Below are 12,463 nucleotides of genomic sequence, written 5' to 3' on the forward strand. Positions count from 1 at the left end.
CGTTTCCAGTTCTTACGCTTTTCAAGCTTGAAACTGGAGCTGTAGACCTGAATTATTTTCATTCTGTGGGGTGACGTCCACGACGTCATGGGGTTTTTGCAGGTTTTGCACGCTACCACCCCCGCTTCACGAACGACTGGGCCTTTTGCGTACGCAAGCTTTTCGTCCTATAAGCATTGCTTTTATCGACCGGGCTGCGTTATGATAATAGGCACGCGAGCATTGCCGCACGTTCAAGTTTAACCGCTTCCATTTAACAAAGGGATGACGACCTCGGGTTGGTTTTCCCTTTGTTTGTTTTGTGAAGCAGCGCTTTTGCAACCAAGAAAGGAGATGCATCCTTTTTATGTCTGTCCCGAGTACCCGAACTTCTTATCGCATTCCTTTATTCTGCGCAGTCACGCTCCTGTTCTGGATGTCCATGTATACGAGCGTGCCGATTATTGCGCCGTATGTTGAATATTTAGGCGGCTCGCATCAGCTTGCAGGCTGGATCGTCGGGATGTACGGCATTTCCCAAATGCTGCTGCGCATCCCGGTAGGCGTCATGTCGGACCGGTTTCACAAGCGGAAGCTGTTCATTACGTTCGGGCTGCTTTTTACCGCGTTAAGCGGGCTCGGTCTTTGGATCACCCGCGATTTCACCTGGATGATTGTGCTCCGCGCTCTGGCCGGCGCCGCTGCGGCGACGTGGGTTGATTTTACGGTCCTGTTTACCAGCTACTATAAACATGAAGAATCCACCAAAGCGATCGGGACGATCAGCTTTTACAACTCGCTAGGCCAAATGCTGGGCATTCTGATGGCCGGCTGGGCGACGGATTCGCTCGGCTGGGAATCGGCCTTTATGATGGGAACCGCGCTCGGCGCCGTCGGATTGCTCGGCTCTTTCTTTCTCGTAGAACGTATCGAGGAAGATGCGCCGAAGATTACGATGCGCGGCATTGCCGGCGTCGCGGCGGACCGCACGCTGCTCTTTGTTTCGCTGCTGGCCATTTTATCCCAAGTGCTGACGTTTGCGACTGTGTTCGGCTTTACTCCCGTCTATGCGACCAGCCTGGGAGCGGGGAAATTCGAAATGGCGCTGCTCACTTTCTTTTCGACACTGCCTGTAGCCATTGCCTCATTGTTCGGAGGGCGGCGCTGGGCGGCCAAATTCGGGGAGAAACGGGTCGTAGTCTGGGGCTTTGTGCTGATGGGGCTGTTTACGCTCACCATCCCGTTCTCCCAGCAGCTGTGGGTGCTCATCGTGACGCAAGCTTTGGCCGGCTTCGGCAGAGGGCTTTCTTTTACCGTGTTGATGGCGCTTAGCATTAAGCATATGCCGTCCGACAAGCGGGCGACAGCGATGGGCTTTTTCCAGGCGATCTACGGGCTGGGCATGTTCGTAGGCCCCGTGCTGATGGGGATCATCGGCGATTGGTTCCACTTGGGCCAGGGGTTCCTCTTTCTGGGTGTGCTCGGCATTATAAGCGCCTGCCTGTCGCAGTTGTTCATTCGAGCGGGTCAACAGGACCGCCCCTCTATATCCGGCGGCAAAAGCACCGCTAACTCTTGAAAGAGCGAGTCATTCGGATTCGCTCTTTTTTTATTTGGGAGTGCAGGGTTCCGGAGCGCCGTCTTCGTCTATGTAAGCGGAGAGGAGGAGGAGAATATTCAGGATGACACATTAGTTAAGCGTACATTGGACGGCGATGAGTCCGCTTTTCGCGAGCTTGTGACGACTTACCGCCGCTATCTGTTTCAAACGATCTATGCGATCGTCCGCCATCCGAAGGACACCGAGGATTTGACGCAAGATGTGTGGACCCGGATTTATTTCTCCCTCCCCACTTACCAAATGAAGGGCTTTAAAACCTGGATCACGCGCATCGCCGTCAATCGGGCCATAGATTTCAAGCGTTCCGCCCAGCGCAAAAGAGAAGAAATGACGGCGGAGATCGAAGAAGCGGCGCCGCTTTCGCCATACGACCCGAACCGTTCCTTGGAGCAGGAAGTCATGACGAAAGAAACCGTTCAACTGATCCGGTCCAAAATGGATCAAATCCCGGTCAATTATCAGGATGTGCTTATGGCCTATTATTTACACAATCAATCTTATCAGGATATTGCCGCCGCACAGGGTATAACGATTAAAACGGTAGAATCCAAGCTGTACCGGGCTAAGCAGTGGCTCCGCAAAAACTGGAAGGAGGAGGATTTCAGTTGAAGCATTACGATAAGCAGGAATGGGAACTGTATGTGGCGCAGCGCACGTCTCCGTCCGAAACTTCCACGATGGAGCTTCATTTATATCAATGCGACCAATGTTTGTCCGTTTATGTGAAGTGCTTGGAGGATGACCCGCAAAGCCTGCCCTTGCCGCAAACGAATACGGAAGATTACGTTGACGCCGTTCTTAACCGTACAGTGCGCCTCATGCGCTCTCAACGCTCCTGGTACCGCTCCACATGGTTTCACTACGGCCTTGCCGCGGCGGCTACGCTCATCCTGGTCGCTACAGGATTTTTCCAGGGATTGTTTCAAGAGGTGGGTTCCCTTAGCAAAAATGACTACAAGACGCAGAAATCCTCTTTTCAAAAGGATGCGCCTATCTCCGACCGGCTTGTCCATCGGACGCTTACCTGGCTGGATCATATTCAAACCCCTCAAGACAAAGGAGGTCGATGACCGATGAACACGAATCCCCGAAGCGGCGTTTTGGCTTTCATCCTGTCATTTTGTTTGCCTGGCGTCGGTCACTTGTATATGCAGCGCCCTATCCGCGGATCGCTTTACACAGGCGGCTTTTTCGGTCTGGCCCTGCTGATCTTTATCTTCGCTGCCGTCCACGGTAGAGGTGTTGAATCATTCGTACTGTTTATCGCCGCATTGATCTGGATCGCCAATGTAATCGATATGGTCGTGTTCCTGGTTGGAAAACCGGCTCCCCCTTATCCGTACCACCCGGGTATGATGCCCGGACAAGAGCAAACTTACTGGAACGATGATCCTTATGTAAGGGCCTGGCAGCAGCGTGAAAAAAGCAAAATCATTATGATGTCCTTCATCCCCGGGCTGGGCCACTATCAGTTGGGGCTGATGCAGCGGGGTTTGACCGCGATGCTTTCCTTTTTCGGAGGCGCGATGCTTGTCGTTTTTCTCGCAGTCATTACGAATAACCCCGGGTTTATGGCGTTCATTTTCATTCTGCCGGTTATTTTCTTCTACTCCATGTTCGATGCTTTAAAACAGCTGGAACGCAAGCACGCGGGGTTGGATCCAATCGATCAAAGCCTGTTTGAGGACATGTACCATAACGACGTCTACAGCCGTAAAAACAGAACGCTTGCCTCGATTATCGCAGTCTTTCCGGGTGCCGCGCATTTATATTTAGCGATGCCCAAAAGAGGCTTGCAGCTCATGGCCATCTTCCTGTTCTCGATCTATGTGTTCGATGTTTTGAGGTTGTCTTTGTTCTTCTTTTTGATCCCGCTTCTGTGGTTCTACAGCTTCTTTGACGCTTTGCAGCAGATGACCAGATACGAGAACGGCACGCTAACCGATAAGCCGATTATCGAAAACTGGACTTTGTATCAGCGTCCAATCGGGGTCGTCCTTTTGCTGATCGGCTGCTATTACATGATCAACGAAGGCGCCGCTCCGTTCTTTGACCGCTTATTCCCTAATTCCGATTACAATTACTGGTTCACCCAGTTCGCGCAAACCGCAATCGTAGCCGTTATTCTGATAGGAGCCGGAGTTCACTTGCTGATGAATCAAAAATCAAAAAATAACGAAGACAAAAAGAACCCCTAGGGGTTCTTTTCTGTCGGTGTTAGTTGATTTCTTTCTAAACCGTGTTACTTGTAAAACCTTTGGAAAATCTGCTTATAAAACACCTTAAGTGTCTTTGGCACATCCCCTCCAGCCTGCTTATAACAGGTATGAAAGTCCTCCAGGCAACGGTCGTTCGCTGAAATCCTCCAACGGAACCACACCTCTCTGTTCACCGACATTTATAGTTTGTCCGCCTTCCGCTTTTTTAAACATTTTGTAAAGAAAAAAAATTAACCGCGGTGCCCCGAGCCCTCAGAATGCTGTTTAGCCCCGGAATGATTGCGGTTTTTCACCTTTTTGGAGCCCGAAAGCGGCTCAGGAGCTTCGTTATTGTCATTTCTGGCTTGTGGGCTTCCGTCGGTGTAGCTTTCTCCCGCAGGATAGTTTCTAGGTATGGACATCGCCTGGCACCCCTCTATTCATCATGATTTAAAGCATCTTGGTGTCGATGATCGTTCGTTTGCTGCTGTACCTGCTGCGCATGGTGGCTGTTCACGGTTGTACGATTTAAGTCCTTTACCACGTTTTGCAAATTTTTGTCACGGCTCTTTTGCTTGGTCATGTATGTTCCCTCCGCTGTTCAGGCATGCGTGACTTGCTGTAACGCCTGTGCACATTCATGTATGTGGCGCATGTAATCGTCAATCAGCGTCTGTACGACGCCATGGCGTTCATCGATATGCTTTTGATCCTGCTCCACATCGACAAGCTCTGCCTTAATCTCTCTGGAATCGACGTAAGTCACCTTAAAATCAAACGTGTACATGGAATGGCCTGCGGATGTAATATGCACCCATAAGGCGTTGGAATCGGCCTCGTCGGCCCATACGCGCACCTGATCCGAGTTGTTCAGCACCTCGGGCAGCCGGGTTGTCCATTCCTCGACCAACCTCTTCTGATCGACGGCCGGCATATCTGCTTTGCTCATCGGTAACACCTCCACATGTTTAAAATATGAAGGCGCAAGCCCTTTTATCCAAGCCCGCGGATAGCAAAATATGCCCCTGCAACTCGCGCAGGAGAATGAAAAAAAGCCACACGATTCTTCAGAATCGCATGACTTTTTGTAAAGGTATACGGAGAGGGTGGGATTCGAACCCACGGAGACCTCACGACCTCGGCGGTTTTCAAGACCGCTGCCTTAAACCACTCGACCACCTCTCCACGAAGTTGCCTCCTCGCAAGGAAACAACCTTATGCAGTGACAAAAAGCATTGTAGCACATTTAATAGCCGGTTATCAAGCTCTAATTTTTGCTGATCGCCTTGACGTTATTCATGTACGGCACGAGTACGTCCGGGATGACAACCGATCCGTCCGCCTGCTGATAGTTCTCCAAAATAGCGGCTACTGTTCGTCCGAGCGCCAAGCCAGAGCCGTTCAGCGTATGTACAAACTCAGGCTTGGCTTTAGCATCCCTGCGGAAGCGGATATTCGCCCGGCGCGCCTGGAAATCCTCGAAATTGCTGCAGGAGGAAATTTCGCGGTAAACGCCGCTGTTAGGCAGCCACACTTCGAGATCGTACGTTTTGGCCGACGAGAAGCCGATATCGCCCGTGCAAAGCGTCAGCACCCGGTAAGGCAGCTTCAGCAGCTGAAGAACGCGCTCAGCGTGTCCTGTGAGCTTCTCAAGCTCGTCGTAAGAGTCCTCCGGCTTCACGATCTTCACCAGCTCAACTTTGTTGAATTGATGCTGACGGATCAAGCCGCGGGTATCTCTGCCGGCCGAGCCCGCTTCGGAGCGGAAACATGCGCTGAAGGCCACGAAATTGGCCGGCACCTGCTCGGCGGTCAAAAGATCATCGCGGTGATAGTTCGTAACCGGCACTTCGGCCGTCGGAATGAGGAAATACTCCGAATTCTCGATTTTGAATACATCTTCCTCGAATTTGGGCAATTGACCGGTTCCCATCAAGCTGTCCCGATTGACGATATAAGGCGGCAGCATCTCCTGATAACCATGCTCATCGCTGTGCAGGTCCATCATGAAGTTGATCAGCGCGCGCTCCAGCCGGGCGCCGAGCCCTTTGTAAAATACAAAGCGCGAGCCCGTCACCTTAGCCGCAGCCTCAAAATCGAGAATGCCCAGCTCTTGGGCGATTTCCCAATGCGGCTTGGCTTCAAATTCAAACTGTGGAATTTCGCCGACGCGGCGAGTCTCTACGTTATCTTCTTCCGAAGAGCCTACCGGCACACTTTCGTGCGGCATATTCGGGATCGACAGCAGCACCTGCTGCAAGGACTCGTCCAGCACGCGGATTTCGTCATCCAACTCTTTAATCCGGTCGCCGACGACCTTCATTTCCTGGATCAATTCGTCCGCATTTTCGCCGGACCTTTTGCGGGCAGCCACTTCTTGAGAAACGGTGTTGCGGCGGTTTTTGAGCTGCTCCGTTTCCTGCAGAAGCTCTCTGCGCTTCACATCCAATGCCGTGAAACCATTCAGCTCCTCGATCTGCTTGCCCCGGTTGTGCATGGCAGTTTGTACGGCTGCCAAATCGTTACGAAGTAATTTTACATCAAACAAGGAGGTTCCTCCGTTAGCGCAAAATGGTTGAATATATGGAAGCAAGCACCCTTTCCGGAGATCCGGTCATTTCAGAGGTGCTTGGTTCCCTTTATTTAGCTTGGCTTTGCTTGACCATGTCGACAAAATAGCTGTGCAGACGATAGTCGTCGGTCAGCTCGGGATGGAAAGATGCCGCGAGCAGATGCCCTTGCCGCGCCGCTACGATCTGCTCCTGATACGTCGCCAGCACATCCACACCCGGACCCACTTTCTCGATGAGCGGGGCGCGAATGAAAACAGCGCGGACATTTTCGTCGATCCCTTTGATCGGCAAGTCCGTTTCAAAGCTTTCCCGCTGGCGTCCGAACGCATTGCGGGCTACGGTAATATCCATCAGCTCCAGGTGAGCTTCCGGCTGACCGGTTATTTCCCTGGCAATAACGATGAGGCCTGCGCATGTCCCGAAGACCGGCTTGCCCTCGGCGGAAAATTGACGCAGCGCTTCTATAAAACCGAACGTGCGCATCAATTTGCCGATCGTCGTACTTTCGCCGCCCGGAATAATAATACCTTGAATATCCTGGAGCTGTTCCGTTCTTTTTATAACGACGCCTTCCGCACCGGCCTGTTCGATCGCCCGGATGTGCTCGGCTACCGCTCCTTGCAAAGCAAGAACACCGATCTTCAACATTACCAGCCGCGCTCCTGCATGCGCTGGGAAGCTTCCAGCTTGGAAATTTCGATTCCCTTCATAGGGGTTCCGAGGTTTTTGGAAATTTCTGCGATCATTTTGTAATCCGTATAGTGGGTTACAGCTTCAACAATCGCTTTCGCGAATTTCTCAGGGCTGTCGGATTTGAAAATACCGGAGCCGACGAACACGCCGTCAGAGCCCAGGTGCATCATCAAAGCGGCGTCAGCCGGCGTAGCTACGCCCCCTGCAGCAAAGTTAACGACAGGCAGCTTGCCTGTTTCATGAACTTGCAGCAGCAGCTCGAAAGGAGCTCCGAGGTTTTTCGCTTCAGCCATCAGCTCGTCTGTGGACATAGCTTGTACTTTGCGAATTTGGCCGACCATCATCCGCATATGGCGTACGGCTTCTACGATATTGCCCGTTCCAGGCTCGCCTTTGGTACGAATCATGGAAGCGCCCTCGCCGATACGGCGCAGCGCTTCGCCCAGATCCCGCGCTCCGCATACGAAAGGCACTGTGAACTCGCGTTTGTTGATATGGTAAACTTCATCCGCCGGAGTCAAAACTTCGCTCTCATCAATGTAGTCAACGCCCAGGGATTCAAGAACTTTTGCTTCGACATAGTGGCCGATTCTTGCTTTCGCCATAACCGGGATGGAAACGACCTTCATAACTTCTTCGACAATAGTCGGATCGGCCATGCGGGCAACGCCGCCTGCTGCGCGGATATCCGCCGGCACTCGCTCCAAAGCCATAACGGCAGAGGCGCCCGCAGCTTCAGCGATTTTTGCTTGTTCAGCGTTCATAACGTCCATAATGACGCCGCCTTTTTGCATTTCGGCCATACCTTTTTTAACGCGGGATGTTCCAGTTTCCATACTTCCATTCCTCCTATGCCTTTATGACAGATTCATGCAGGTCATTGCACGATTCGATAGTAAACTTCTAAACAATCATTTTACATGATGGTGATCCATTATACAACCCATTTTCTGGCCTAGACAATGTTCTTCATCCCTTTAAACATGTCGCCGAAGAAGTTTTTTATCGACCGGAACAGCAGGCGGATCCAGCTTCCTTTTTCGACATCGTCATTGGCGACCAAATCGACCGTTTTTTCCTGGCCGTTGTAGCTGACTTTCACTTTTCCCAGCACATCGCCTTTTTTAATGGGAGCAACCAGCTTGCTTTCTTCGATCGGCTCGGCAGCCAGTTTGAATTCTTCGTCTTTGGCGCCTTTTTTGATTACAAAAGACATGCCGGTCTTCGTTACTACCGGAACTTCCGTTTGAACGCCTTTCTTAATGTTTACGGTTTTCAGCGAATCTATTTCAGCTCTTGCGTTCAAATACGGCTTAATTTCAAAATTTTGAAATCCGTAGTCCATGAGCTTCCGGGTTTCATTAAAACGCTCCGGCTCCGTTTTGGCACCCATAACAACAGTGATCAGCCGCATGCCGTTGCGCTCGGCCGTTCCCGTAAAGCAATAGCCCGCGTCGCTCGTAGAACCTGTTTTCAAGCCATCCAGCCCCGTATACGCAAACTTTTTAAAATTCGGATTGCTTTGGTTCCCTTCCAGCATCCAGTTCCAGTTAATCATGGGCGTTTTGTCTTTGGGCCGCAATTTTAAAGAAGGAATTTTCGTGAATTCGAGAACTTCCTTATGATCTTTCAAAATATTGTACGCAAGTATAGCCGCATCCCGCGCCGACATTAAAGTTTCACCCTCGATAGACGCCGGAGGATTTTTAAGGTCGGACCGGGAGAGCCCCGTCGCGCTGATAAAATGCGCCTTATCCGACATACCGAGCTGCTTCGCCTTTTCGTTCATCATTTTGGCGAAATCCTCTTCCGTTCCCCCGAGTTTCTCAGCTAGAGCCACAGAAGCATCGTTGGCCGAATAAATCGACATCGCGTTGAACATGTCCTTGACGGTCAGCTTCTCCCCTTCGGCAATCAATTGTCCGGAGCCGATGACAGAGGCGGCATTTTTGGAAGCGACAACTTCGTCTTCCCATTTGATTTTCCCGTCTTTGATGGCTTCCATTACAAGATATTCCGTCATCATCTTGGTCATACTCGCCGGAGGAAGTGGTTCGTCGGCATTCATTTCATACAGCACCGTTCCCGTGCTCGCCTCCATAATGATCGCCGATTTCGTGGCCGGCTTTGGCTCGCCTGTCGCTGCCGACCCTGCGGGGGCCGTTGTGGCAGCCGGTGTCTGCGCAGCTAACGCACTAGAAGGTTGTATATGTAAAAGAGCGGATTGAATCAATAAACTGACACCTAGCACCAAAGCTATCTTTTTCTTCTTAAAAGCAAATAAATTCACAATTTCACTCTCCCCGGGAAATATAAGACACAATATATTGTAACACACCCCATTAGACAAAAAAAAGAAGACGAAGGTTCAATCCCTTCGCCTCCAATTTTATACATTTTGCTGCTATTATAAGGAATAGTTAGGCGCTTCTTTCGTAATTTGAATATCATGCGGATGACTTTCGCGAAGACCTGCGCCCGTAATGCGAATGAACTGGGTATCGTGGATCAATTCGTGAATGTTGCGAGCTCCGCAATATCCCATCCCCGATCGCAGACCGCCGACCAACTGATAAACGGTATCCGCCAAAGGCCCTTTGTAAGGAACGCGGCCCTCAATTCCTTCCGGAACGAGCTTGCTCTCGTTTTCCTGGAAGTAACGGTCCTTGCTTCCCTCTTTCATTGCCCCCAGAGAACCCATGCCGCGGTAAACTTTAAATCTGCGGCCTTGGAAAATCTCGGACTCACCCGGACTCTCTTCGGTGCCGGCAAACAAGCTGCCGATCATAACGGCGCTGGCGCCTGCGGCTATCGCTTTAACTACATCGCCGGAATATTTGATCCCGCCGTCGGCAATGACCGGCACATTAAACTCAGCCGCCGCTTGAGCGCAATCGAAAATCGCAGTAACTTGCGGCACGCCGATTCCGGCAATGACCCTGGTCGTACAAATGGAACCCGGTCCGATCCCGACTTTTACCATCGAAGCGCCGGCTTTGATCAAATCGCGAGTACCATCTCCCGTAGCTACGTTTCCTGCGATAATAGGCAGATCCGGATATTGATTTCGTATCTTCTTAACCGTCTCGGCAATATTGATGTGGTGGCCGTGCGCAGAATCGACGACAATTACATCGATGCCCGCTTTTACGAGTGCCGCGGTTCTTTCCATAACATCTTTCGAAACGCCGACCGCTGCGCCTACCAATAGGCGTCCCAACTGATCCTTGGCGGCATTAGGGAACTGGATCGCTTTTTCAATATCTTTTATCGTAATTAAGCCCTTAAGCTCGTTGTTCTCATCGACCAGAGGCAGCTTTTCAATTTTGTGCTGTTGAAGGATGACTTCCGCTTGCTGCAGAGTAGTTCCGACAGGTGCGGTAACCAGGTTCTCTTTCGTCATTACTTCCTTGATTTTGATGGAATAATCATGAACGAAGCGCAGGTCGCGATTCGTTAAAATACCGACCAGTTTATTGCCCTCGTTCACAATCGGGACACCGGAGATCCGATACTTGGCCATCAGCGCTTCAGCGTCATAAACATGATGCTCAGGCGTAAGCGAAAAAGGATTCGTAATAACTCCGCTCTCCGATCTTTTTACCCGATCCACTTCTTCCGCTTGCTGGTCAATCGTCATATTTTTATGAATAATACCGATGCCGCCCTCTCTTGCCATAGAAATAGCGAGCTTAGATTCCGTTACAGTATCCATCGCCGAGCTGATGAATGGAATGTTTAACTTCACATGAGGCGCCAAAACAGTCGTGATGTTAATTTCCTTTCCGAACACTTCGGATTTACGCGGCACCAACAGCACATCGTCAAAAGTTAAACCTTCCTTGCCAAACTTATCTTCCCTCACAACACAAATTCCTCCTCTTTCAGGTCTATAATATTGCAATATTAACAAATGCCTATTTTTCGTGTCAAGGAAAAGGAGGCGCCAAACGCACCGGAACAGCCGAATGTGGAGATTGCGTTAACGATACGTATAGGTGCCGGTCGAATTCCATAGCAAAAATTGGTCGATTCCCTGCTCCGTCGCCGCTTTTATTTGTTCTTTGACATCTACGGCATTGTAAGTTTTATGCTGCTTGACCCATGTTGCGGTAAAATCCTGATACCACGGCCTGATCTCAGCGACCTCAGCATAGTTTTGCTTCAACTGCCCGTTCTTCGCCTGCGCATCGCCAATTGCTTTGCGAATGATCGCATAAGGCTGCAAATCGGGCTCCTTGACCCCGTATATGCCGCTGGCATAATGAGATGGGTACAGCATGGGAGAAATATAGTCCACTTGACTGCTAATAAGGGCCCACTCCTGACCTATGCCCATGTCATCATTGGAAGAAGTCGTAAGGCCGAAAACATCAGCGGAAAGGTATGCGGAATTGCCGATCTGTTCTTTTGCCTTTTTCAAAAAAGCTTCTATCGCTTGTGCTTTCGTCCAACCTTTGGGATTATTGAAGCTTATCTCCAGATCCGATTTTTTTCTGATGTCGGGGAACCGCACGTAGTCAAATTGTATCTCGTCAAAACCCAAACTCGCCGCTTCTTTGGCAATTTGAATATTGTAATCCCATACCCCTTCTTGAAAAGGATCCGTCCATGCCGTTCCTTTACTATCTCTCCACACTTCTCCGGACGGACTCTTCAGTGCATACGCATTTATTTTGTCGCTTAAATACGGATCTTTAAAAACAGCAACCCTTGCGATCGAATAAATGTTCTTATCCTTCAACTGCTGCAGTTTCGCTTTCATATCCTTAATAATCGTGTTGCTGTTTGCCCCTATTTCTGTAGCCAAAGGAACCTTTGAAGGATATACGACTTGTCCCGAGTCATTTTTTATGTCAATGACCATTGCATTCAAATCGGTTCGCTCCACCAAGTCGAGAAGCCGGTCAAATCTGCTCCCTACCGCCGACCATGCGGATACATAGATTCCTTTTACTTTTTGGCGTTTGGGCCGTTTGGACAGCGTTGTCTCAGTTCTCAGCCCAACATCCGCCGCTGCCATTGAATCGTTTGAAGGGGTCATTGCAGACGCAAGTGACCGTGCGGTTATAGGGGCTGGCGATGCTGCATGCCGGGCCTTGTCCGGCTGCGCGGAACAGCCTGATAAACTGAATAAGGCCGGCTGACAAAATAAAATGAAACAAATCCATCTCATCAATTTCACAAAACCCATACGTATCCCTCCTCTTAGGGCTAGTATGGGTTAATGCTTCATTTTGTAATGATATAAAAAAATGAGTCTTTCTGGAAAAATTCCCAAAAAGACTCATATTTACTGTGCTTGGCAACGTTCTACTCTCCCAGAACCCTTCGGTTCAAGTACCATCGACGCTGGAGGGCTTAACGGTCGTGTTCGAGATGGGAACGCGTGGATCCCC

The 12,463-nt window shown here is 50.4% G+C and carries 13 protein-coding genes, 1 tRNA gene and 1 rRNA gene; 4 read left to right on the forward strand and 11 right to left on the reverse strand.

Annotated elements, in window-relative coordinates; all coding sequences use genetic code 11:
- The first annotated feature begins 346 nt into the window (after positions 1-346).
- From AC6RNO_RS36065 to AC6RNO_RS36080, 4 genes are all read left to right on the forward strand, one after another.
- Positions 347-1,558, forward strand: a complete 1,212-nt coding sequence (locus AC6RNO_RS36065; RefSeq protein ID WP_488438045.1) for an MFS transporter — start codon at positions 347-349, stop codon at positions 1,556-1,558.
- Positions 1,559-1,684: 126 nt separating this feature from the next.
- Positions 1,685-2,209 (forward strand): sigma-70 family RNA polymerase sigma factor, encoded by a 525-nt coding sequence (locus AC6RNO_RS36070; protein ID WP_497108387.1) that lies wholly within the window; start codon positions 1,685-1,687, stop codon positions 2,207-2,209.
- Positions 2,206-2,670 carry a hypothetical protein gene (locus AC6RNO_RS36075; RefSeq protein ID WP_474686732.1) on the forward strand — a complete coding sequence of 155 codons (465 nt, stop codon included), beginning with the start codon at positions 2,206-2,208 and terminating at the stop codon, positions 2,668-2,670. Before AC6RNO_RS36070 ends, AC6RNO_RS36075 begins: the two co-directional genes overlap by 4 nt.
- A gap of 3 nt (positions 2,671-2,673) precedes the next feature.
- Positions 2,674-3,798, forward strand: coding sequence for a hypothetical protein (locus tag AC6RNO_RS36080; RefSeq protein WP_497108388.1), 1,125 nt, complete (start codon positions 2,674-2,676; stop codon positions 3,796-3,798).
- A gap of 251 nt (positions 3,799-4,049) precedes the next feature.
- Here the strand turns inward: AC6RNO_RS36080 and AC6RNO_RS36085 are convergent, their stop codons facing one another.
- The 11 genes from AC6RNO_RS36085 to rrf form a co-directional block, all read right to left on the reverse strand.
- Positions 4,050-4,220, reverse strand: coding sequence for a small acid-soluble spore protein P (locus AC6RNO_RS36085; RefSeq protein WP_497108389.1), 171 nt, complete (start codon positions 4,218-4,220; stop codon positions 4,050-4,052).
- 14 nt (positions 4,221-4,234) lie between these two features.
- A complete protein-coding gene (locus tag AC6RNO_RS36090) occupies positions 4,235-4,381 on the reverse strand; it encodes a hypothetical protein (RefSeq protein WP_497108390.1) in 147 nt (48 codons plus the stop codon).
- A gap of 18 nt (positions 4,382-4,399) precedes the next feature.
- A complete protein-coding gene (locus AC6RNO_RS36095; protein ID WP_488438051.1) occupies positions 4,400-4,747 on the reverse strand; it encodes a hypothetical protein in 348 nt (115 codons plus the stop codon).
- 149 nt (positions 4,748-4,896) lie between these two features.
- Positions 4,897-4,983, reverse strand: a tRNA-Ser gene (locus tag AC6RNO_RS36100).
- 82 nt (positions 4,984-5,065) lie between these two features.
- Positions 5,066-6,346, reverse strand: a complete 1,281-nt coding sequence (gene serS, locus AC6RNO_RS36105; RefSeq protein ID WP_488438052.1) for a serine--tRNA ligase — start codon at positions 6,344-6,346, stop codon at positions 5,066-5,068.
- 91 nt (positions 6,347-6,437) lie between these two features.
- Positions 6,438-7,016, reverse strand: a complete 579-nt coding sequence (gene pdxT / locus AC6RNO_RS36110; protein WP_497108393.1) for a pyridoxal 5'-phosphate synthase glutaminase subunit PdxT — start codon at positions 7,014-7,016, stop codon at positions 6,438-6,440.
- Between the two features lie 2 nt (positions 7,017-7,018).
- A complete protein-coding gene (gene pdxS, locus AC6RNO_RS36115) occupies positions 7,019-7,900 on the reverse strand; it encodes a pyridoxal 5'-phosphate synthase lyase subunit PdxS (RefSeq protein WP_474686726.1) in 882 nt (293 codons plus the stop codon).
- Between the two features lie 119 nt (positions 7,901-8,019).
- A complete protein-coding gene (locus AC6RNO_RS36120) occupies positions 8,020-9,354 on the reverse strand; it encodes a serine hydrolase (RefSeq protein ID WP_497108391.1) in 1,335 nt (444 codons plus the stop codon).
- Positions 9,355-9,471: 117 nt separating this feature from the next.
- Entirely contained in the window at positions 9,472-10,929 is a 1,458-nt protein-coding gene (gene guaB, locus AC6RNO_RS36125) for an IMP dehydrogenase (RefSeq protein ID WP_474686724.1), read from the reverse strand.
- A 117-nt stretch (positions 10,930-11,046) separates the two neighbouring features.
- Positions 11,047-12,258 carry a putative glycoside hydrolase gene (locus AC6RNO_RS36130; protein WP_497108392.1) on the reverse strand — a complete coding sequence of 404 codons (1,212 nt, stop codon included), beginning with the start codon at positions 12,256-12,258 and terminating at the stop codon, positions 11,047-11,049.
- Between the two features lie 106 nt (positions 12,259-12,364).
- Positions 12,365-12,463, reverse strand: a 5S ribosomal RNA gene (rrf, locus tag AC6RNO_RS36135); the annotation flags it as partial.

Source organism: Paenibacillus sp. sgz302190 (assembly GCF_059820445.1).